At 31.6% G+C, this 24,556-nt stretch carries 18 protein-coding genes; 8 read left to right on the plus strand and 10 right to left on the minus strand.

Annotation, left to right across the window (positions count from 1 at the left end; translation table 11 throughout):
* Nucleotides 1-187: 187 nt before the first annotated feature.
* The 4 genes from H8K90_RS09545 to H8K90_RS09560 all read right to left on the minus strand — a co-directional run bounded on the left by H8K90_RS09545 (nucleotide 188) and on the right by H8K90_RS09560 (nucleotide 3,019).
* Nucleotides 188-676: a hypothetical protein gene (locus H8K90_RS09545; RefSeq protein ID WP_186845734.1), complete on the minus strand. Its 489-nt coding sequence runs from the start codon at nucleotides 674-676 to the stop codon at nucleotides 188-190.
* A 33-nt stretch (nucleotides 677-709) separates the two neighbouring features.
* The gene (locus H8K90_RS09550) at nucleotides 710-940 is read right to left on the minus strand and encodes a hypothetical protein (protein ID WP_186845735.1); all 231 of its coding nucleotides are present in this window, start codon (nucleotides 938-940) and stop codon (nucleotides 710-712) included.
* A gap of 94 nt (nucleotides 941-1,034) precedes the next feature.
* Nucleotides 1,035-1,511, minus strand: a complete 477-nt coding sequence (locus H8K90_RS09555) for an Hsp20/alpha crystallin family protein (RefSeq protein ID WP_186845736.1) — start codon at nucleotides 1,509-1,511, stop codon at nucleotides 1,035-1,037.
* Nucleotides 1,512-1,804: 293 nt separating this feature from the next.
* Entirely contained in the window at nucleotides 1,805-3,019 is a 1,215-nt protein-coding gene (locus H8K90_RS09560; protein WP_186845737.1) for a peroxiredoxin family protein, read from the minus strand.
* Between the two features lie 120 nt (nucleotides 3,020-3,139).
* Between H8K90_RS09560 and pheT the strand changes: the two genes are divergently transcribed.
* From pheT to ribB, 8 genes are all read left to right on the plus strand, one after another.
* Nucleotides 3,140-5,566, plus strand: coding sequence for a phenylalanine--tRNA ligase subunit beta (pheT, locus tag H8K90_RS09565; RefSeq protein WP_186845738.1), 2,427 nt, complete (start codon nucleotides 3,140-3,142; stop codon nucleotides 5,564-5,566).
* A 151-nt stretch (nucleotides 5,567-5,717) separates the two neighbouring features.
* Nucleotides 5,718-6,218, plus strand: coding sequence for a thiol peroxidase (gene tpx, locus H8K90_RS09570; RefSeq protein WP_186845739.1), 501 nt, complete (start codon nucleotides 5,718-5,720; stop codon nucleotides 6,216-6,218).
* A gap of 38 nt (nucleotides 6,219-6,256) precedes the next feature.
* Entirely contained in the window at nucleotides 6,257-6,625 is a 369-nt protein-coding gene (locus H8K90_RS09575; RefSeq protein WP_186845740.1) for a diacylglycerol kinase, read from the plus strand.
* A gap of 78 nt (nucleotides 6,626-6,703) precedes the next feature.
* On the plus strand, nucleotides 6,704-7,492 hold the full coding sequence (locus H8K90_RS09580; RefSeq protein ID WP_186845741.1) for a M15 family metallopeptidase: 789 nt from the start codon (nucleotides 6,704-6,706) through the stop codon (nucleotides 7,490-7,492).
* Nucleotides 7,493-7,548: 56 nt separating this feature from the next.
* Nucleotides 7,549-9,969, plus strand: a complete 2,421-nt coding sequence (locus H8K90_RS09585; protein ID WP_186845742.1) for a DNA translocase FtsK — start codon at nucleotides 7,549-7,551, stop codon at nucleotides 9,967-9,969.
* Between the two features lie 20 nt (nucleotides 9,970-9,989).
* On the plus strand, nucleotides 9,990-10,631 hold the full coding sequence (locus tag H8K90_RS09590; RefSeq protein ID WP_186845743.1) for a LolA family protein: 642 nt from the start codon (nucleotides 9,990-9,992) through the stop codon (nucleotides 10,629-10,631).
* A gap of 6 nt (nucleotides 10,632-10,637) precedes the next feature.
* Nucleotides 10,638-12,620: an LptF/LptG family permease gene (locus H8K90_RS09595; RefSeq protein ID WP_186845744.1), complete on the plus strand. Its 1,983-nt coding sequence runs from the start codon at nucleotides 10,638-10,640 to the stop codon at nucleotides 12,618-12,620.
* Nucleotides 12,621-12,648: 28 nt separating this feature from the next.
* A complete protein-coding gene (gene ribB / locus H8K90_RS09600) occupies nucleotides 12,649-13,797 on the plus strand; it encodes a 3,4-dihydroxy-2-butanone-4-phosphate synthase (protein ID WP_186845745.1) in 1,149 nt (382 codons plus the stop codon).
* Here ribB and H8K90_RS09605 read toward each other — a convergent pair.
* From H8K90_RS09605 to H8K90_RS09630, 6 genes are all read right to left on the minus strand, one after another.
* On the minus strand, nucleotides 13,794-14,759 hold the full coding sequence (locus H8K90_RS09605) for a hypothetical protein (protein WP_186845746.1): 966 nt from the start codon (nucleotides 14,757-14,759) through the stop codon (nucleotides 13,794-13,796). The two genes, ribB and H8K90_RS09605, sit on opposite strands and share 4 nt — an antisense overlap.
* A 29-nt stretch (nucleotides 14,760-14,788) precedes the next feature.
* Complete coding sequence (locus H8K90_RS09610) at nucleotides 14,789-17,395, minus strand: choice-of-anchor tandem repeat GloVer-containing protein (RefSeq protein ID WP_186845747.1); 2,607 nt, start codon at nucleotides 17,393-17,395, stop codon at nucleotides 14,789-14,791.
* A gap of 87 nt (nucleotides 17,396-17,482) precedes the next feature.
* On the minus strand, nucleotides 17,483-18,154 hold the full coding sequence (locus H8K90_RS09615; protein WP_186845748.1) for a hypothetical protein: 672 nt from the start codon (nucleotides 18,152-18,154) through the stop codon (nucleotides 17,483-17,485).
* 293 nt (nucleotides 18,155-18,447) lie between these two features.
* On the minus strand, nucleotides 18,448-22,371 hold the full coding sequence (locus tag H8K90_RS09620) for a hybrid sensor histidine kinase/response regulator transcription factor (RefSeq protein ID WP_186845749.1): 3,924 nt from the start codon (nucleotides 22,369-22,371) through the stop codon (nucleotides 18,448-18,450).
* Nucleotides 22,372-22,457: 86 nt separating this feature from the next.
* A complete protein-coding gene (locus H8K90_RS09625; RefSeq protein ID WP_186845750.1) occupies nucleotides 22,458-23,651 on the minus strand; it encodes a DegT/DnrJ/EryC1/StrS family aminotransferase in 1,194 nt (397 codons plus the stop codon).
* A gap of 77 nt (nucleotides 23,652-23,728) precedes the next feature.
* On the minus strand, nucleotides 23,729-24,358 hold the full coding sequence (locus H8K90_RS09630) for an NAD(P)H-dependent oxidoreductase (RefSeq protein ID WP_186845751.1): 630 nt from the start codon (nucleotides 24,356-24,358) through the stop codon (nucleotides 23,729-23,731).
* Nucleotides 24,359-24,556 lie beyond the last annotated feature (198 nt).

Here is a 24,556-nt window from a genome sequence, read left to right on the forward strand (position 1 = left end):
TGTATTAATTTATAATTCTAATCAACTCAGCTATGCACTTAGTTAAGTAACATAATTATAACCACTATATTTCAACACTTTAAAAATTTATTTAGCGTCAAAATAAGTTTTAAAAAGCATTACATCTACAAAACTCTCTATTGTTTAGGAATACATCTACTTATAAACAAAAAAAGACGAAAACGGTCTAGTTTTCGCCTTTGGGATTCTTAAATTCTAACTGATATTTTTCTAGGAATTTTTTCTGTCTGTCAATCATTTGTTGCCTCATCTTATCGATATTCATAAAATCTTTTCCAAAAGGACTTCCAAAAAAATCATTGTTAAAGAAGCGATTACTAAACAATGAATCTTTAGAAAAAACATCTTCAAATCCATCATTTTCAAACTTTGAGAAATTTGTAAAAAATCTTGACTTAAAAGATTGCATTACACTATCCCTTTGCATGGATGAAAGGTGATCATACTTGCCACTAGATGACCAAGAATAAATACTATCGTATCTAATTAAATTGCCTTCTTCATCAAATTCTTTATCAACTTTCCAAGATCCTTTTGGTTTTTCAACAACATTTTTTTCGGGTTCTTTAGCTTTTTTTTCATTCGCTTGTTTTTCTTGGCCTTTACAGCCGATACTTAAAAAAAATAACATTAATAATAAAATATACTTTTTCATTATCTTGAAATTTAAATTATACATCTAAAGAGTTTATATCTTATATAAACCTCCAGGTTCAGTCACTTTAATCAATCTGTTTTGGTGAAAAACTTCAGAAATTCGTTCACCATTTTTGTACCAAATACACTCTAAATAATTATTATTATCTACCAATCCAAAAAATGAATCTTTCTTTGTAATATATTTTAATACTTCCATTTTTGGTGCTAACGCTTTTCCTTTTAATTTAACCCAATCACCAGATTTAAATTTTCTAGTCATAATAAACTGAATTAAATAATTACACGAAATTATTAAAATGAGGTTGAAAGCATCAACCTCATTCTAAACAATAGCCTATAAAATAATAATACGATTATGAAATTTTAATGGTTCTTGGTGGCTTTTGCTTAGCCTCTTCTTTTTTAGGTAAAAGAATGCCTAAAATTCCATCTTTATACGTTGCATTAATCTGATCTTCATTTACACTTTCCGGTAAACTAAAAGTTCTTTTAAACGAAGAATAACCAAACTCTCTGCGCGTAAAATTGCCTTCTTGTTGTTCATTCTCTTTTTTCATTTCGGTAGAAATAGATAAGACTTGATTTTCGAGATCGACTTGAAAATCTGATTTTTTTAAACCAGGAATAGCCATTTCTACCAAAAAAGCATCAGCAGTTTCTTTAATATTTACTTTAGGTAAAGTAATTCCTGTATTAAAATTTGAAGTAAATACTGATGGTAGATCTCTGTTAAAAATATCATCCAACCAATTAGAAAAAAGAGGGAAGTTTGAATTTGAATTAGTGTTTGTCAAACTTCCGTTTTTAGGAACATTAACTAAATTGCTCATAATTACAAAATTTTAAATTAAACATTATTTCAAATTTGAAATCAATTGACTTCACTATACCTGTAACAAAAAAAATACCAGTTTAAATTAATCGCAAACTTATGTGGATATTTCATAAAAATCACAAGGTGAAATGTCAATTATTCAGCGTAATTGTCATTTTTTCATTTAAATAAATGTCAAATTGACATTTTTCAACACAATAAACTACACAAATGAATATCAAGCTGTTAGCAACAAATGAATCAGTATAAAATAAAAATTATATTCTTTACAGATGAGCATAAACAACATTATTCCACTAGCAACTCCGCTACAAACGCTTCAAATTCTTGTTTAAATTCAACATACTTTTCACCAGTAGCAGGTCCATTAAAACCTGTATGAATTTTACGTACTTTTCCTGATTTATCTATAAATATTGAAGTTGGATAAGACAATACATGGTTGAGCATTGGCAACTTTTCTTGTGCTTTTGCTTTATCTGAAGTTCCGTATTGTGCTAATAAAACTGGATATTCAATATTTAGTTTTTCTTTTAATCTAGTGATGCTTTTAAACGCTTTTTCCTCTGTTTTAGCATACTCAAAAGCTAAGGCTACAATTTCTAAGTCCTTTTTTTTATTTATGCTATAGAATTTGGTGTAGTATTTACTTTCATCTAAACAATTTGGGCACCAAGTCCCCATAATCTGTACTATAACCACCTTATTTTTAAATCGTTCATCATTTAAAGACACTAGATTTCCTTCTATATCTGGAAAAGAAAAGGCTAACCTATCATATCCTTCTTTTAAAAAAGTGAGAACGTTTGCACTAGGTAATTCGTAAATTTCATTTCGTTTAGCAACAAAAGGTTCTTTAAAGTGGTTACCTGAGTAAAATGTTCCTTCTAAAGTAGAATCAGATACTTTTGCTGTGAACAAAAAAGCATGCGCGCCATCGAAAGTTGAGAGCTTCATAATGTCCCCTTTCATAACACCTTCAAGATAACGATAATCACCTGTTGTTGTTCTAAAGGTTCCTGTAACCTTGTTTCCTTCTTGTTTAAAAATACCTTTAGCTATATATTCATCACCTTCAATTCCTTTGCTAAAAACTGTCTCCCAAATACCATCAACACGCTTCGACGGTTTTTTAGATTTAGGAAACCTAGTTTTATTACCAAACTCTGCTGTAAACGGTACAATTCTGTCTAAGCTTTCTTTAATAAAGCTGCCCTTTAGGTTATCACCTTCAAATGTAGCAGCAATGTAACCTTCAAACACTGGTGCTTTAATAAAAATAGAATCGTTTCTGTACTCAACTTCATTTACTTCAATCACTTCTTCAGCATTAAAAATTTTAAGTTCTGTAGGTGAAACAACTTCAAAAATAAAAGGTAATTGTTCATTGTCTTGCACATTTAAAACTGCTCTGTAAGTTCCTGCTTTTAATTCCTGTTGTTTGGTTTCTTTCTCGCAAGAAACTATTAAAATTATTGCTATCAATCCTATTAAAAATCGCATAATAAATAAGGGTTTTTATAAAGTTCGAAATAACAACAAATACCTTACATAAAAAAGGCTAAATCAAATTTCACTGCATACTAGGAATTACTATCTTTGCACCTTGATTAAAATAACCACATGAAAATATCATACAACTGGCTTAAACAGTTTATAAATATAGATTGGGATGCTGAGAAAACAGGTGAATTATTAACCGATCTTGGCTTAGAAATTGAAGGTATAGAACAATACGAATCTGTAAAAGGCGGTTTAAAAGGTATTGTTGTTGGAGAGGTTTTAACCTGCGAACAACATCCTAACGCAGACCGATTAAAAGTAACCACCGTAAATATTGGTACAGATTCACCTGTGCAAATTGTTTGTGGTGCACCAAATGTTGCTGCCGGACAAAAAGTACCTGTTGCTACTATAGGAACAACTTTATACACTACTGAAGGAGAAGCTTGGAAAATTAAAAAAGGAAAGATACGTGGAGAAGAAAGTCATGGAATGATTTGCGCTGAGGACGAGCTTGGACTTGGCGAATCGCATGATGGTATTATGATACTCGACGAAAAAATAAAAGTGGGATCGCCTGCTTCTCTTGTTTTTAAGGTTGAAAATGATCAGGTTTTTGAAATTGGCTTAACACCAAACCGAGCAGATGCTATGAGTCATTACGGTGTTGCGCGCGATCTTAAAGCGGGTCTATTACAAAAAGAAGTGGCTTTAGAGTTAATTACTCCTTCTGTAAGTTCTTACCATGTAGATGCACGATCACTTAAGATTGATGTTGATGTGCAAGACAAAGAAAAAGCTCCACGTTATTGTGGTGTTACCATCTCTGGTGTAAAAGTTGAAGCTTCACCAAGTTGGTTACAACATCGTTTAAAGTCCATAGGCTTATCTCCTATAAATAATATTGTAGATGCTACTAACTATGTATTGCATGAGTTAGGGCAACCGCTTCATGCATTTGACGCTCATAAAATTTCTGGTAATAAGATTGAAGTTAAAACCTGTAAAGCAGGTACAAAATTTACAACTTTAGATGGCGTTGTGCGCGAATTGCATGAAGACGATTTAATGATTTGCGATGCTGAAAAACCAATGTGTATTGCTGGTGTTTTTGGTGGCATTGATTCTGGTGTTACAGAAAGTACATCAAATATATTTTTAGAAAGTGCTTATTTTGATCCGGTTAGTATTCGTAAAACAGCTAAACGTCATGGTCTAAATACAGATGCGTCTTTTAGATTTGAAAGAGGTATAGATCCTAATATTACAGAATATGCCTTAAAGCGCGCGGCACTATTAATTACCGATATTGCTGGAGGTGAAATTTCGAGTGATATCTCTGATGCTTACCAAAATAAAATCAAGGATTTTGAGGTTCGTCTAAGTTTTGAAAATGCAAAAAAACTTATTGGTGAAGAAATTCCGAAGGAAACTATAAAAAGTATACTTAGCTCATTAGAGATTAAAGTTAATAATGTAACCGAAGCTGGCTTGGGTCTTACAGTACCAGCATACAGAAATGATGTACAGCGCGAAGCGGATATTATTGAAGAAATCTTAAGAGTTTACGGTTATAACAATATACGAACAACCGAAAAGTTAAATGCTTCTATTTCTAATTCATCTAGATTTGAAGATTATAAACTTCAAAACATTATTGGTAATCAATTAGCGTCTCAAGGGTTCTATGAGATTATGGCAAATTCATTAACTTCACCTAAATATGTGGAATTAAGTGATCAATTAAACCCTGAGCATAATGTAAAAATGCTAAATCCTTTGAGTAACGATTTAGAAGTGATGCGTCAGTCTTTATTGTTTTCTGGATTAGAAGCTGTGTCTCATAACATTAATAGAAAGCGTGAAAATTTAAAATTATTTGAGTTTGGTAAAACCTATCATCAATACGCAGATGCTAGAGAAGAAAATAAACATCTTTCACTATTTGCTACAGGAAATAAAACTGAAGAACGATGGAATTCTGCATCAAGTCCAAGTGATTTCTTTTACTTAAAAGGAACTATTGAAACGGTTTTACAACGTTTAGGATTAAATAAGCTTAAATCTGCACCTACCAAAACAGATGTATTTAGTGAAGGTGTAAGTTTATCTTTAGGTAAAAAGAAACTCGTTGATTTTGGTTTAGTAAAAAAATCTATTTTAAAACATTTTGGCATTTCTCAAAATGTATTATTCGCAGATTTTAACTGGGACAATGTCTTAGAAATGGCTCAACACAACAAAATTAAGTTTAGTGAAATACCTAAATACCCAGAAGTGCGACGAGATTTTGCTTTACTCCTAGATAACAATGTTACTTTTGATGATATTAACACCATAGCCAAGCAAACTGAAAAGCAATTGCTAAAAAATGTGAATTTGTTTGATGTCTATGAAGGTAAAAATTTACCTACTGGCAAAAAAAGTTATGCCGTCAGTTTTACGCTTCAAGATGAAAATAGAACATTGACAGATAAGCAGATTGATAAAATTATGTCTAAACTTCAGTCTAATTTTGAGACGAAGCTTGGGGCAGAGTTGCGATAATAAATACTCATATATTATAAAAGCCCTTAAAAATTTTTAAGGGCTTTTACATTTTAAAAAACAAAGATAAATTCATGTAAAGTATTATGCTTTATTTAATAAGATTGCGCTTAAAAGTTATTATTTTTAACACAACAAAATTTATATTAAAATGGCAAACGTAACATTAGGTGGAACACCTGTAGAAACAATAGGAAATTTACCAACAGTTGGTAGTAAAGCACCAAACTTTAATTTAACTGGAACAGATTTATCGGAAAAATCTAACGACGATTATAAAAACACTAGATTGGTTTTAAATATATTTCCTAGTGTAGATACTGGGACTTGTGCTCAATCTATTAGAACATTCAACGAAAAGGCTAGTCAATTAGAAAATACAAATGTATTGTGTATTTCTAAAGATTTACCATTTGCCATGGCTCGTTTTTGTGGTGCAGAAGGTATAGAAAATGTAGAAAGTCTTTCAGATTACAAAACTGGTGACTTTGGTAAAAACTATGGTTTAGCTTTTACAACTGGAGCTTTTGAAACACTTTTGTCGCGTTGTATTGTAGTTATTGATACAGATGGTACTGTTTTGCATACAGAACAAGTTTCTGAAATTGCAGACGAACCTAATTACCAAGCTGCTTTAGACGCGTTAAAATAATTACGGTAAATACTCAGCTCTAGTCTAGCATAATTTCTATGCAAAAAAAAGAATCTTTCATTGTAAACAGACTTAAAAGTGTTGGTTATGCTTTTAAAGGCATGTTGATACTCATAAAAACCGAAGCGAGCATAAAAATTCAAGTCTTTATAGCTATAGCAGTTACAATTGCTGGTTTTTATTTTGAAATTTCTAAAACCGAATGGATAGCACAATTGGCAATGATTGGTTTAGTGATGAGTATAGAGGGCATAAACACAGCGATTGAATATATTGCAGACTTCATTCACCCAGAGTATCATAAAAAAATCGGATTAATTAAAGACATATCAGCAGGTGCTGTTTTTATAGCATCTATAGTTGCAGTAATTGTTGCAGGTATTATATACATTCCTAAGTTTCTTTAATACCAAAACCAATAGGATAAACGTTACATATTTGTATTTTTGTTCAACTCTAAATTTGCAACTCCTTAAAGCATAAAAATGAAACATATATTGTTAATGTTTATCTATATTCTTTTTATGTGTAGTTGTAATACTAATGATAAGAAAATCGCTGATACAGAATTAAAAAAAACTTCTATTGATACGATTATGCAACATTCAACTAGAGCAATAGTAAAAAGCAACCTCAATATTACTAAAGATTTTGTTCTAGGTAAGTTTGATTATAGAAGTGATTCTTCATTTGTAAAAGTAGATTCTGAGCATTCAACAAAGTCTTTATTTCTAAAAAAAGAAACTTACAAAGCCTTTTTAGATATGGTTGATTCTGCTAAGTCATCTGGAATTGAATTAAAAATAATTTCAGGCACACGAAACTTTGATGAGCAAAAAGCTATTTGGGAACGCAAATGGAAAAAGTACGAAAATCTTGAACCTTTGCAACGTGCACTAAAAATATTAGAGTATAGTTCTATGCCTAGTTCATCGAGACATCATTGGGGAACAGACATGGATATTAATAGTTTAAATAATTCGTATTTTAACACCGGAAAAGGGTTAAAAGAATATGAGTGGCTAACTACATATGCCAATAACTTTGGTTTCTATCAGGTGTATACTGAAAAAGATCAAGGCAGAACTGGCTATAATTTAGAAAAATGGCATTGGTCCTTTTTACCGTTAGCAAGCCATTATTTAGAATTTTATAACCAAAAAATTGTTAATGAGGATATTAATGCATTTAATGGTTTTGAACAAGCTGAAAAAGTGAATATTATTAAGGATTATGTTAATGGTATTTCTAAAGAAGCAAAAGATTACAAATAACTAAAAATTGATTTCCTATAATTTGGAATACGTTACCGAAATAAATTCGGCATAAAATGGCAAAAAAAACAACTAAAAAGAAAACAACCACCAAAAAGGCAAAACCAAAAGCTAAACCAAAAAAGCTTTCGTTTAAATTATCGAGCCAACAAAAACTTATTTTTGGCAGCTTGTTGATTATACTTGGTGTACTTCTTTTTATATCATTTTTATCTTTTGTGTTTACTGGTAAAGAAGACCAAAGCGTCCTCAGTACTTTCCCAGAGCGCTCAGAAGAATACAAAAATTGGGCAAGTCAACTTGGCGCTTGGGTCAGCGAGTTATTTATTACAAAAGGTTTCGGCATACCTTCTTTTATTTTTTCTGGCTTATTGTTCTTATCTGGTGTTTATGTTACCTTAAATTTAAAGAAAGCCAAACTAAGAAAACATTGGATATGGGGAACACTTATCGTTATTTGGTTATCTATTTTATTCGGCTTTTTCACACATAAATATGACCTTCTTGGAGGAACTATTGGTTATGAAATGAATCATTTCTTTCAAGATTACATAGGTAAAATTGGTACTGCTCTACTTCTATTATTTGGTCTTATCGCCTATCTCGCCATAAGATTTAAGCTTACAGGAGATACGTTTGTAACTATTTTTAATAGAGCAAAAAGCAATATTAAAGACGATTTAAAATCTGAAACATCAGAGACAGAACCAACTGTCGTTTTTGATAACAGTCTCACCGAAGAAGCTGAAGCAATTAAAAGTGCTTTCGAAATTCCTTTGGATCAACCAGAACCTACTATCAGTAACCATTCAAAACCTGATACTAAAGTTGAAAATCTAAAAATGGAGGTCGCTGAAAAACCAATTGAAGAAACAGTTGAAGAGCCAGCATTGAAAATTGAAGTTGAAACGGTTGAAGAAGAAAAGTCTGAATCAGATAATTTATCTGATAAATTGGTTGAAGATTTCGGACAGTTTGATCCTACACTAGAATTATCAAAATACCAGTTCCCTCCTTTAGATTTATTAAAAAAATACGATAACGAGGGCATATCAATAGACCAAGAAGAACTTGAAGAAAACAAAAATAGAATTGTTGAAACCTTAAGTAATTATAAAATAGGTATCAGTAGCATTAAAGCTACAATCGGACCAACTGTTACACTATACGAAATTGTACCAGAAGCTGGTATTAGAATTTCTAAAATAAAAAACTTAGAAGATGATATTGCCTTATCGCTTGCTGCATTAGGTATTAGAATCATTGCACCTATTCCTGGAAAAGGTACAATTGGTATAGAAGTACCAAATAAAAACTCAACTATAGTATCGATGCGTTCGGTAATTGCGTCGCAGAAGTTTCAAAAATCCGAAATGCAATTACCTATAGCCTTTGGTAAAACTATTAGTAATGAAACCTTTGTTGTAGATTTAGCTAAAATGCCACACATGCTTATGGCTGGTGCTACAGGCCAAGGTAAATCCGTTGGTTTAAATGCGGTATTAACTTCGCTACTATATAAAAAACATCCGGCGGAAGTAAAATTTGTATTGGTAGATCCTAAGAAAGTAGAATTAACACTGTTTAATAAAATAGAACGTCACTATTTAGCGAAACTACCAGACAGTGAAGATGCTATTATTACAGATAACACTAAGGTTATTAATACATTAAACTCGCTTTGTATTGAAATGGATAACCGATACGAAATGCTAAAAAATGCATTTTGTAGAAATATTGCTGAGTATAATGCCAAATTTAAAGCTAGAAAACTAAACCCTAATGATGGGCATGCTTTTCTACCATATATTGTTTTAGTCGTTGATGAATTCGCGGATTTAATAATGACAGCGGGTAAAGAAGTAGAAACACCTATTGCACGTTTAGCACAATTAGCTCGTGCTATTGGAATTCACTTAATTATTGCCACTCAGCGTCCATCTGTAAATGTAATTACAGGTATAATAAAAGCAAATTTCCCAGCGCGAATTGCATTTAGAGTAACTAGTAAAATAGATTCGCGAACCATTTTAGATGGTTCTGGGGCAGACCAGTTAATAGGTCGAGGAGATATGTTATATACACAAGGTAATGACTTAATAAGAATTCAGTGTGCATTTGTGGATACACCAGAAGTAGAAAAAATTACGGAATTTATTGGCTCTCAAAAGGCCTATCCAGATGCGCATTTATTGCCAGAATATGTTGGTGAAGAAGGTGGCACAAATCTTGATATAGATATTTCAGACAGAGATAAGTTGTTTAGAGATGCAGCAGAAATCATTGTTACAGCACAACAAGGTTCAGCTTCATTATTACAACGAAAACTAAAACTTGGCTATAATAGAGCTGGTAGAATTATTGATCAATTAGAAGCGGCAGGTATCGTTGGTTCATTTGAAGGTAGTAAAGCAAGACAAGTATTAGTGCCAGATTTAGTAGCTCTGAATCAATTATTAGATAACGAAAAACAATAAAAGATTATAATTAAAATAAGATGAAAAAATTAATCGTATTAGCATTTGTAACATTAGGATTTACGGCGTTTGCTCAAAATAGTGACAAAGCTGAAGCATTACTAAATGAAGTAAGTACAAAAATTAAAGCGTACAAAAACATTAGTTTAGATTTTAAGTACGAACTGAACAACCTAAGTGAAAACATTAAACAAGAAACACGAGGTGATGTTGTCATTGAAGGAGAAAAGTATAAACTAAACATATTAGGTGTTACTCGTATATACGATGGTAAAACACTATATACTATTAGTCCAGAAGACGAGGAAGTAACGATTTCTTCAGACAACACCGAGGATGAAGGAACGATTACACCTAGCAAGATGTTATCATTTTATGAAGACGGTTACACATATAAAATGGATATCATTCAAAATGTAAAAGGCAGAAAAATTCAGTATGTAAAATTGAGTCCAATAGATACTAATTCTGAAATTAAGCAAGTATTATTAGGCATAGATGCCACGACTAAGCATATTTACAATCTTATAGAAGTTGGTAAAAACGGAACAAAAACCACATTAACCGTTAATTCTTTTAAAACAAATGAGCCTATCTCAAAAACCTTATTTACTTTTGACGAAAGTAAGTATAGTGATTACTTTATCAACAAAATTGATTAGGTTTAAATGAAAATATTAGATAGGTACATACTTATCACATTCTTAAAGACGTTTTTTAGCGTCTTTATTATATTTATGTTCATCTTTGTTTTACAAGGAGTATGGCTCTACATAGCCGAACTTGCTGGTAAAGATTTAGACTTATCAGTAACCATAAAATTTATATTGTATTACATGCCAAAGCTTATTCCTTTGGTTGTGCCTTTAACTGTTTTATTATCTTCAATCATGGTATTTGGCAACTTTGCCGAAAACTATGAATTCGCTGCAATGAAATCAACAGGTATTTCATTACAACGTGCCATGCGAAGTCTAAGTGTTTTTATTGTTGCATTAGGTATTGGTTGTTTCTTTTTTGCAAACAATGTAATTCCTTGGGGAGAATATAATTTTTACAATCTTAGGCGAAACATTGCCAAGAAAAAACCTGCCCTTGCTATTGCTGAAGGTCAGTTTAACGAAATTGGTAATATAAATATTAAAGTAGAAGAAAAAAGTGGTGATAATGGTCAGTTTTTAAAAAATGTAATTATTCACCAAAAAACCAGTACACGTAACGCAAACTATACAGTAATAGCATCAGAAAAAGGAGAGTTAAAAAGTAGTCCAGATTCTAACATCCTTCAACTCGAATTAGTAAACGGAAATCGTTATCAAGAAGTTGTTAATAAAGATATGCGTAAAAATCAAAATAAGCCACATGCAAAAAGTTATTTTGATAAGTACATAATCAATGTAGATTTAGAAATATTAAGTTCTGATGACTTAGATGAAAAAAATAATACAGATAGATGGACGATGCTAGATGTTAATCAGTTAGTAAAACGAATTGACACCTTAGAAAATAATAGAAAGGATGATTATTTAAATTTAGCTAAAACCCTTTATAATAGAACTAACTTTTCCGTTTTAAATCTAAATATTAACACTACAAAACCCGATTCATTATATGCTGGTAATATTCTAGATTTATTTAGTAATAATAAAAAAATTCAGATTGTAAACTTAGCCATTAATTCTGCTAATAGAGCACAACAAGTTTTAGATGGTAATAAAAAATCATTTGAAAAAAAGGACATATTAATTAACAAACATATTATTGTTTTGCACGATAAATTTGTTTTGGCTTTTGCTTGTATTATCCTCTTTTTTGTTGGAGCACCACTTGGAGCTTTAATTAGAAAAGGTGGACTTGGGTTACCAATGGTAATAGCCATTGTTTTATTTTTAACTTATTATTTCTTCGGAATTTTTGCTAAAAACAGTGCAGAGAAAGGTAGTTTTAGTCCAATTATAGGCTCATGGCTTTCTACAGCGATTATGCTTCCTTTAAGTATCTATTTAACCACAAGAGCAACAAATGATAAAGGTGTTTTTCAGTTTGATGCAATAATAGTTCCATTAAAACAACTATTTAGACCTAAGAGTAACGTTCAACTCTCAGAAACAGACACAAAATCGTACAATTATTACAAAAAGTATTCAGTAGAAGAGTTAGTAGCGATTATAAAAAAACAAGATGAGTTTGATTTAGATAAAAAGCCAAAAGAAATAGCGCTTCATAATTTGCTGAATCGAAACATCCCTTTAGAAAATTTAAAATCTGAAGGCTTAGATATACCAGATAAGCTTGTAAAAGCTAAATCATTACTTAAAGATTATAACGACTATTCTAAAACAAGTTTAATTAGTTTTTGTATTGGAGGTATATTATTAGGGCTTCACTTTGTGTTTAAAAATAACAAACTGCCAGAGCTTGCAGAAGCGTCCTTAAGTCTCAGTATTATCGCCTATATCTTTTTAGCTATTTATGTTGTAGTAGACGCAGTAATGTATTCAAAGTTTTACAAAACGATTAATAAAAAGGACAAGAGTAGCAATCCTTTTTTAGTATTAATAACGCTTCCACTCTACCCTTTTAAATATATTATTAAAAGAAATAAGATTGCTCAAGACTTCTATCAGAGTTGTCTTCGAAATATAAAATAAACGTACCTTTGTATAGTAAAGTAGTACTATGAAACCCAACACCGTGAATACAAAAACAAGTCTAAACACTATAGAAGAAGCTATTGAAGATATTCGACAAGGCAAAGTTATAATTGTTGTTGATGATGAAAACCGAGAAAATGAAGGTGATTTTTTAGCTGCAGCCGAAAAAGTTACGCCCGAAATGATTAATTTCATGGCAACGCATGGTCGTGGATTAATTTGTGCACCTCTAACTGAACATCGATGTGAAGAATTAGAGCTTAACATGATGGTTAGAAACAATACTGACCCAATGGAAACGGCTTTTACAATTTCTGTGGATCTAAGAGGAAATGGTGTAAGTACTGGAATTTCCGCAAGTGATAGATCTAAAACTGTTAAAGCTTTAGTCAATAACAACACAAAACCATTTGAATTAGCTAGACCTGGACATATCTTTCCTTTAGTAGCTAAAGAAGGTGGTGTATTAAGGAGAACTGGCCATACAGAAGCTGCCATAGATTTTGCGCGTTTAGCAGGTTATGAACCAGCTGGTGTTATTGTAGAAATTATGAACGAAGATGGTTCAATGGCACGTTTACCACAACTTTTTGAGGTGGCGAAGAAGTTTGGTTTAAAAATCGTATCTATTGAAGATTTAGTGGCTTATCGTATGGAGCACGACTCTTTAATAGATAAGAAAGAAGATTTTAATATCGAAACACGTTTTGGTAAGTTTAGACTAAGAGCCTATCAACAAACAACTAACGATCAAGTACATATCGCTTTAACTAAGGGTTCGTGGAAGTCTGATGAATCTATATTAACTCGTGTTAATAACACATTAGTTAATAATGATATTCTAGGTACATTAACTAATAATGCAGATCAAAAATTAGATGACATGTTCAATGTTATTAATAAAGAAGGTAAAGGAGCAATTATATTTATTAATCAGCAACCTGAGTCTATAAATTTATTGACACGTCTATCTATTTTAAAAGAAAGCCAAGTTGAAGGTCGACTAGTTAAAGCACCTAGTTTGGGAATGGATTCTAAAGATTTCGGTATTGGAGCTCAAATATTACACGATCTTAAAATTAGTAAACTAAAGCTTATCTCAAATAGTCTCCAAACCAAACGTGTGGGTATGATTGGGTATGGCTTAGAGATTGTTGATTATGTGGAGTATTAGTCCGTTACTTCAAAAATCTTAAATAGCCCTTTACTTCTTGACATAGGCACCTCAGATATAAGTGCATATTTACCTGGTGTTAAATCCGCATAGAAATAGCCAGAACTACCAGCTGGCATATCATTAACACCTCCTAAAAAGGTTATACCATTAGGAACAGGAGTAATTAATCCTTTCGGATCTGACCAATCCATCCAAGCTTCAAGTTCATCTTCGTTAGCATTATCTTCTAGTTTTACCAGGTTAACATCATGCCATATAAAATTCTCATGTGGTTTTTGGTCTTTTACAAATACAGAAAAAATTTGATTCCCTTTAGTTATTACTTTATCATAGGTAATCCCTTCTTCACCTGATAGAATAATATTCACTGTCGGTTCAGGAGGTGAGTTTCCACTATCCTTTTTAAGTACAATTATTGGTTTTGCCATTCCCATTAAAGTATGAAACATCCCATTTGGCATTTTCACATAACATTCCATAATGTAATAGCCAGGATCTAATTTAATTGTTGTAATAGCTTTGCGTTTCGGGGCAATAAGCCCTGTTCCACCAGAAAAGACAATATCAAAATACCATTTAGGAAGTTTATTAAATTCAGCAAATCCTTCTTCAGATTTCCCTTTATTAATCAAATCCATTCCTTCAGCAAAAACAGGTGCGACATCGGTTAATGTGTTTTCAATAGTTTTTCCATCAGGATATTTATCTAGTAGAAAGAAATGCGTTTCGTTTGAAAGGTTTTCATATTTAAACGTATTCCAACCTGATGGAATGGTATCTACCGATTGAAAATTCATTCCTATTGATACCACATCGATAACATTTTCAGGCATTTTGAAAACTTCCTCGGCTTCTTTTAAAACTTCATCGATGATCTTTGGTTTTTTTTCAGTTTTGCAATTAAAAAACATAGTTAACGCTAGCAGTGCTAAACACATAGGTTGATTTATAGTTTTCATAATTTATAGTTTAAATTACTGATCTCAGACTAGTTGATTATTATTTTTTGAGTAAAATCTCCTCGATTAGTTTCTACTTTGAGCACATAAATTCCTGCTTGATAAGCACTAACATCAATTTGATTCCTATTTTGCTCAGATGTATATAATTTTTTTCCAAAAAGATCATATATAATTGTATTTCTAAGCATATTTGCTGTTGAAATATGTAAGGTCTCTGAAACTGGGTTTAGATACACCACAAATTTGTTTTCTTCAAAATTATTAGTAGATAATTTATTTCTATTTAAAACCACCAAAGAGGTGGTTACAGGTAATCTTCCATTTTGAGAATTAAAATCAACTGTTTTTGTAAATGTCAAGTTTTGTGGATTGAATTCGAATACTGTTCCTAAATTATATGTACCACCTTCAGAAGTCACTCCATAAAGTTTATTATTGAGAAGTGTTAGACTCCCAAGTGGATTAGCACCTGTTAGAGTATCATTAAAATCGAAAACCTTAGTAAAAGTGTTCGTCTGAATATCAAACTTAAAAATAACACCATCACCATTTGCTCCTCCTTCAGAAGTCATTCCGTAAAGCGTATTAGTATCAAACTGAAGTAAATTACCATAAGGTCGAGAACCATTTACTCCATCATATTCAAATTCATGTAGCTTGTTAAAACCTGTTGTAAAATCGTATTCAAAAACCACACCTCCTCCTTGCAGTCCGCCATCAGAAGTCATTCCATAGAGTTTTCCATTTAAGGCTTCAATTAAACCTCCATTTGGAAATGCACCGCTTTCTAAATTAAAATCGTGAATTTTAGTATATTGATCGGTATTTATATCATATTCAAAAATAGTACCTGCAGGTGCATCGATTTCCATAAAGACACCTTCACCACCAACAGAGGTCATTCCGTAAATTTTATTATTAGAAGCTTGTAATAAATCACCCAAAGGCGTACCTCCTAGCTCATCACTAAAATTATGTTTTTTAGAATATGTATTTGAAGATAAATCAAACTCAAAAAACACACCTAAATTATTATTTCCACCTCGATATGCTGTACCATATAATTTTCCGTTTGAGGCTTCTAATAAGCTGGCTCTTGGCGCAATACCAAGTTCATTATTATTAACCTCATCAAAGCTATACAATCTTGTATAAAGGTTATTTACTGGATTGAATTCAAAAATTGCACCTGTATCGTTAATTCCACCACGATATGTTAGTCCGTAAAATTTTTGTTGATTTCCAGAAAAAATCAAGCTACCATCTGGTCCACCACCATCTTCTGAACTATTAAATTTAAAAATAGGATTATACGAGTTAGTCGTTACATCAAAACTGTAAAACATACCATTAGTTGTGTCAACATTGCCATATACAGTTTTGTTAGTTATACCATATAGTTTACCATCTGATGCTTCCAAAAGGCTTCCATAAGGATAATGACCTGAAGTGTAATTAAAACCATAAAGCACACTAGATATATTGCTCATAGGATCATATTCAAACAAAGAGCCAATGTCACTAGCACCTCCATACCTAGTAACACCATAAAGTTTGTTATTGGATGCTAATGTAAGATTAGAACTAGGTACATAACCTAAATTGTTAGCATCCCCAAAATCGACCAAAGTTGTAAATGTGCTCGTTGTGATATTGTATTTAAAAAGGATACCATAACCATTCAAACCACCGTCGTCAGTTGTACCAAAGAGTTCTAAGGAATTATTAGGACCTTCAATTAATGTACCTAAAGGATATTTTCCTGAGGTCTCAGTAGATCCAAAATTATACAAACTTGTTAGTGCGTTGGTAATAAAATCATATTGAAATAATACACCAAAACCATAATCACCACCTCCACTAGTGAGACCATATAACTTTGCATCACTGGCTTCAAACAAAGATCCGTAAGGTATTGCACCTGGATTTAATACATCATCGTCAAAATCTATTTTTTTGGTATATGTATTTGTGTTGATGTCAAATTCGAAAATTACGCCATTTCCATAATCTCCTCCAACAGAAGTCATTCCATATAGTTTTCCATTAGAAGCATATGTAAGTTCTCCTTCTGGTGCTCTACCATTTGAATCATTAAAATCATGAATCTTTGTAAAAACATCTTGCATGTAATCATATTCAAAAATGACTCCATCACCATGAATCCCTCCTTCTCTAGTCATACCATAAAGTTTGTTATTAACTTCAATGAGCGATCCTTCAGGACGATGTCCGTTTGCTGAATATGAAGCTCCAAACTCGTCAACCCCAAATTTAAACTTGGTTTCATATACATTAGTTACAGGATCATACTCATATAAAACTCCACTTGCGTTATCACTGTCATAGTATAGACCACTTAAATAATGCCCAGAATAAGGTGCTAAACCATAAAACTTTCCGTTGGAAGCTTCTATAACTCCACTTTTAATTTCAACACCATCCGTTTTAAAAAAATCATATTGGAGTTCTAGATTTTCAGCATTTTCATCGGTTTTAAAGATGGTTCCTATATCAGATTTTCCTCCTCTAAAGGTCATTCCCCACAATTCAAAACCTTCTTGAGATAGAATCATATTAGGCAATAAAATTATTATTAATGCCAGTACTTTATTGAGTATTTTTATTTTCATAATAGTTATTTGAATTATAATAGAACTTCTCTCAGCCAAAAATTGCTGTTCTTTAAGTGTTACTTGTGTTTTCTGTTTTTTTTCTATTTATTCAGTAGGCAAATGGTATTCAAACGTTGCGTTCACTGTATGATGCAGCTCTTGTGGATCTGTAGTTGGACTCGTAAACGCTTTGTAAATTGCGCCACCAATCAGAGTACCTTTTACATATTTTAAAACCGTAAGTCCTTCAATTTCTACTGTTTCTAACTCTAGAATTTGTACAGTAATTGATTGAGATAGTAAATCTGTTAATACATCATTATCCATATCATTATCACTGTCGTAAAATGCATCATCAAAAGCAAAAATCGTATAGTAATCTGGTAAATCTGTAATGATTCCTGTATTGGTTGTTTGTATTTCTCCTACAGGATGCGAACCCACACTTGCAGGCGCTTGAATAGTAACTTGTTTAAAATTATCATTTAAGCCAAATCCAGAAGAAAATGTTAAATTCAAAATACCTTGAAATCCAACTGGATTAATAGCTCCTGCTATAATTACGTTTGAAAGATTTGTTTCATTGTTTGCTGGAATTCTAAAGTCTATACCATTTATTGCATTTCCTATTACATCGTAAGAAATAAAAGACGTATCGGATTGCGGGTTCTGTTCTTCAGAATTATTAGTATCATCACTCGCGCATGAAGTAAAGTTTATAAAGATGGTAATAGTTATTATGGCATATATTACTTTTAATACAATTTTTGTTTTCATGATTATTTAAAGATTTTGATTAATAGCTTATTCTCTGAAATAAAAATAAAGGTGTATTTCCCTTTTTTTAAATGCTCTATATTTAAATAAATATGCTGGCTGTCGGCTTGTTTTTTTTATCACTTTTACTCATTTGTAATTGATTTTATTATTTAACTCTACTATCAATTAAATGAGAATTTTATTGTTAAATAAAACTTTCTGAAACAAAAATATGCTGTAATTAAGAAGGTGGCTTTCAATTATGTAACAAAGCCTTCAAATTATGTAACACGTGCTTTTAAGGACTGTGTTTATTGAGATGAGCGATACTCATCTGGTGAAGTATTGTAATGTTTTTTAAAACATGTACTGAAATAAGATGGTGAATTAAAACCAACCTCATAAGTAATTTCAGAGATTGATGCATCTGATTTTTTAAGAAGTGGTAGTGATAATTTTAATCGTTCTTTAGTAATGAATTCTGTAGTTGATAATCCCGTTAAGGCTTTCATCTTTCTGTGAAGTTGCATACGACTCATTAGCATTTTTTTGCTAAGCATTTCGGCACTAAACTCGCTTTTAGAAATATTTTCATTTAATACTATATAGAGTTTCTCTAAAAACTGCTGCTCTACGCTAGTTACCGCAAGATCTTTTAATTTAAAATCCTTACTATAGCGCTTTTGAAGTTGTGCTCTTATTTTTAACAGATTTTCAATTTGTGCCATCAACTTCCCTCTATTAAATGGCTTGGTTACATAAGCATCTGCGCCTACTTGTAACCCTTCTATCTCATGTTCATTATCACTTTTGGCGGTTAATAATATAATAGGGATATGACAAGTTCTTTCGTCTTGCTTTAAAGTATTGCAAAGTCCTATTCCATTTTCTATAGGCATCATCACGTCGCTAATAATTAAATCTGGAATAGTTACTAATGCTTTTTCAATTCCTTGCTGACCATTTACTGCTTCGATAATTTTATAGCTATCTTGCAAAAATGATTTTACATAAAGCCTAATATCTTCATCATCTTCTACTAAAAGAACTATATGTTTATTTTTTGATTTTACTTTTTGAGATGCTAAAGAATTTTCTACATCAACGTCTTTCTCTATATTTTCAACTTTCTGAATAGATGTGGAACCAATTTCTGAAGATTTATAATACGCACGTGCAATAGGTAAATTGACAGTAAACTGAATTTCGTTTGTGTTTAGCATATGTGCAACTATGTTTCCATGAGATAAAATGGTCAGTTCTTTCACCAAAGCTAATCCGATACCTGCTCCATCATTAGTCTTATCCCCTTGATAATATCTTTTAAATAGTTTTTGCAGATCTTCATTTGAATAGTGTACACCATTATTAGTAACGCTCATAACTAAATGGTCCTCTTGAATATGAGCTTCAAAATGTACAAAACCATTTTCTGGTGCATATTTCATTGCATTTGATAATAGGTTTACCACTATTTTTTCCACTACATCTTTATCAAACCAAACGTTTTCGGTTTTGTCAATACTGTAGGTAAAATCAATTTGTTTGTTTTGTGCCTTAAACTTAAAAGGTGTAACGAGTTGCTTTAATAAGAGTTCGAGATTATCATGAGATACTGAAAGCTTTAAATTACCAGTTTCTAGCTTAGAAATATCTAGTATTTGATTGACTAAATTCAATAATCTTCCAGCATTTCTCTTTACCATAGCTAATTCTTCTCTATCCTCGTCTTTTAGATAAGATTTTGAAAGTTGATTTTCTATTGGGTCTGAAATAAGGGTTAATGGTGTTCTGAATTCATGAGAAATATTAGTAAATAAACGATTTTTAAATTCGTCTAGTTTTTTGAGTCTTTCGGCCTCTTTATGTTCAAACTCTAATTCGTTTTTAATTTGCAAACGCCATTGTAGATATTTATAGAATAGATATAAGGCGGTAATAATTAATAATCCATAGATAATATATGCCAAATTAGTAGCGTACCATGGCTTATTAATTCTAAAACTGTAAATGGCTGGTGTTTCGTTCCAAACATCATCATAGTTACTTGAGATAACATGAAACTCATATTCATTGGGTGGTAAATTGGTATAACGAACAAAATTGTTGTGTTTAGCGTCTTGCCAGTTATCATCATAATTTACAAGCTTATACCTGAAATTATTTTTGCTTGGAGAGGAAAAGTGCAGGCTATTGAAAGTGAAGTTTATCGTATTTTCAGTATGCTTAAAACGCTTTGGTTTAAAAACGGATTGAGGCTCTTCATTGACTTCTACCCTAGTAATAATTGTGCTAGTTAATGAAGTGTTCTGTTTAATATTATTTGGATTAAACCAATTAACCCCTTTAGTACCTCCAAAATAAAATAGATTACGTTTTGAATCTTTCACCGCTGATCTTGTTACAAAATAAGGAGACTGCAACCCATCAAACTTATCATAATTTTCTGCTTCTAAATTTTTAGTATTGAATTTTATAATACCTTGATTTGAGCTTAACCAAAGATTATCGGCTTCTGGCAAAATTGCACATATAGTAGCACTTGTTATTCCAAAGGATTTGTCATATGATATTGTTTCTCTTGTTTTAGAGTTGAATTTAATTAACCCATTGGTATTGGTAGCAATCCAGATTATGTCTTCTGAATCTATATAAAGATATCTAGCTAAACCATCAAATTCATTAAATCTTTGAATTTTATCTGTCTCTGGATTAATTCTACAAAGCCCTTTGTATTTAGTACCGATCCATATACAATTCTTACTATCTTCAGCAATTGAATAAATTAAATCACTCGATATAGAATTAACATTCTTGGAATTGTACCTATATTGTTTTACGATACCTAATTCTTCATCAAATTGAATTAAACCACTATCTGAAGTAGATAGCCACACCCTATCTTTGGAATCTTGAAATATATTGTAAATGTAGCCAACATCTAATCTAGGATTAGAACTACTATTGAAAGTAGATATGCGCCCATCAGGTTTTAAAATTTGGATTTCGGGAGTTTCATTTGCTATCCATAAATCTTTTCCAATAAATTTTAAATAGGCAATTTTGTTAGAACTTAAATCTGAATTCTGTTTGTTATAAACCTTAAATTTAGTCTTAGTACTATCTGCATGTACTATACCATAATTATGTGTACCCATCCATAAACTGCCATCATAATCAATATCCAAACTTTTAATTAGACTTAGATTTATGTTTATTGGTAACCGTTCATTATTAAGTAGGTTAAATTTTTGAAGTTTTTCATCGTATAGACATATACCACCTCCATCAGTTCCTATCCATATATTGTTAGTTCGATCTTCATAAATTGCAGTGATACAATCATAAGGAATGGAATTAGGGTTTTGTTTATTTTGTTTAAAATTTAAAATAGTTTGATTATTAAAATCAACCAAATACACACCTTGACCATAGCTTCCTATCCATAAACGATCTTTACTATCAAAAAACAGATTATGCACATATATATCTTCTAACAAGGGATAATTTGGAAATCCTTTAAAAATTTCAAATTTATCCGTAGTACTATTGTATTTGAAAACCTGATCGAAATAAGTACCGACAAAAACCCCATGTTTCTCAGAAGCAGCAACTACTGTCGTATGAATCTGATCCTCTATAGGTAATACATATTTTATATACTTTTTATCTGAAGAAATTTTATAAACTCCTGAAGTTGTAGCTGCCCAAAGATGGTTTTGCATATCTGCAAATTCGTTGACATTAGCAGGAAAATCCTTCTTGTTAAGTATTTGTAAAGTGTCATTAGTTTTAGCATTTATTTTGAATATGCCATTGTCGGATGTTCCTACATAAAAATTAAGGTTTAGGTCTTGATATATTACTTTCGGTAAGGGTATATTGCCCACAGCTTTAAAAGAGTTTTGCTTAGAATTTAATTTCTCTATGCTTCTTTCGCCAGTAATGATCCACGTGTTTAGTTCACGATCGGTATATAATTTTTTATCATAAATAATAATATCACTTTCACTTACAAAATTTTTAGGAAAAAATTCAATGGTTTTACCGTCATACTTACTTAAACCATTAACACCTGCTATCCAAATATAGCCTATGCTGTCTTGTACAATTCCAAGCGCTCCAGATGGCATATCTTCATTTTCGTCTGAGAGTTGTTTAAAGCTAAATGAGTTATCTGCTTGCGAGTATCCTAATAAAATATTTAAAATAAAAAATATAGTAAATAAACGCATATAAGTAATTGATAATTATAGATATAATTTAACAATAAATTTACTAAAACAACTATACTTATGTGAAATTTGAGAATTTTGTGTAATTATAGTACAGCTTTCACTAACATAACCATCTTCTCAGCGCGTTCTCTTACCTCATCTTCCGTCCACGATAGTTTAATCAAGCAAGAAATGTTACGGGCTATCCAATGATCGGATTGCTCATAGGATTTGGTTTTTAGATACTCTAAACCATCTTTTACTTCCTTTGAAATTGGAAACAAAGATTTCAACTCTTTAAGATGATCCCATTTTCTTATGTAATGCCAATTGTTATGGTAGTAATTCCAACACACATCAACGCCATTTGCTTTAAATGCTTCTGCAACCTTTTGACCAGATACAGCATTTGGCATAAAGAAGTTTAAAAAAGCATAGCTTTCTTCACCGCCTTCAGGCACAGTTCTAAATGTAACTCCAGGCAATTTAGCCAATGCGTTTCTTAAAATTGTATAGTTACGTTTTTGAATTTTAATAAATTCTGGTAATCGTCTCACTTGCGCCAAACCAACAGCAGCATGTAATTCTGAAATTCTAAAATTATATCCTAAAAAAGGATGTGTTTCTGCACCTCTGTCATTACCAATATGATCGTGACCATGATCGCTGTAATGATCTGCCTTGATATAATAGTCTTTATTATTGGTTACGACTGCTCCGCCTTCGCCACAAGTAATTGTTTTTACAAAATCAAATGAAAAACAACCCAGATCAGCAATGCTTCCTAATGGTTTTCCTTTATATGATCCACCAATGGCTTGGCATGCATCTTCAATAAATATTAAATTATGTGTCTGACAAACCGTTCTTAATGTATCCATATCTGCCATACTTCCACACATTTGTACAACCATAACTGCCTTAGTTTTTGGTGTTATTGCAGCGTCAACAGCTTTTGGGTCTAAGGTTAAGGTATCGTCAATATCTACCATTATTGGGATAGCTCCTAGCATCATTATGGCTTCAAAACTTGCAACAAATGTAAAAGTTGGCATTATCACCTCATCACCTGCTCCTACTCCTGCAGAAGCCAATGCAACAGAAACAGCAGCTGTGCCGCTAGATACTAACTGTACATAATTAGATTGAAATGTTTTTGCTAATTCGGTTTCTAGTTCTTTAGCTTTCCAGTGGCCATTTCTCATACCATCAAAACCATACCGCATTAACACTCCATTTTCTAGTACATCGTTAACTTCTTTACGTTCTAAATCACTAAATAATTCGAATCCTGGCATATAATTGGGAGAAAATTAAAATTGAATTTACTTTTGAAACTATACTCTTTTGAGTTTTTTATCAATTATATCAAAACCTATAATTCTATAATGGTTTCTGATAATTGTTTCCTTACTTTTTTAAAGTCTGCAAACATGTCGTCTTTAGCTCTATAACCAACTGGCAATAACAACACCGATTTTAAACCATGTGCTTCTAGACCTAAAGCTTTATCTAAATCAGCTGGCATAAAACCTTCCATCGGACAACTATCAATCTCTTCAATGGCACAAACCGTCATCAAATTGCCTAAAGCAATATAGGCTTGTTTTGTTGCCCAACCTATTTTCTTGTCTAATGGCATACCTTCAATAGTAGATTTCATCTGCGCTTTAAAAGGATCTAAAATATTGTCTGGTGTATTCCTAATAGCTTTAATTGTATCAAAATGCTTATTTACATCTTCTTCGTCTATAATTGTCTGAATGCAAAGTACCAATAAATGAGACGAATCTACCACTTGTCGTTGTCCATAAGATACTTTTACTAAATGCTCTCTAATCTGCTTATCTCCTACAACGACTAGCTTTAATGTTTGAAGTCCATATGATAATGCTGTAAGATTAAATGCCTCCTTTAGAGTCAATAGTTTTTCATCAGAAAGTTGCTTTGTAGTATCAAACTTTTTGGTGGCATAACGCCATTGTAACTTTTCAATTATCGACATAATAACTTTTTTTCAAAAATAAACAATAAATATACTTATATGATAAGAATTAAATAGGCTTTATGGGTAAAATAAAAATTATTGCTTATTTTTTCAGTTAGTTTCATTTTTAATTGAAAATAGATAAATATTACAACACAATGCATTTTATCGTATTTTTTTGTAGTTTTGTCGATATTATTAAATTTTAACATATCT

Origin of the sequence: Winogradskyella echinorum (assembly GCF_014297365.1) — a bacterium.
Lineage (GTDB): Bacteria > Bacteroidota > Bacteroidia > Flavobacteriales > Flavobacteriaceae > Winogradskyella > Winogradskyella echinorum.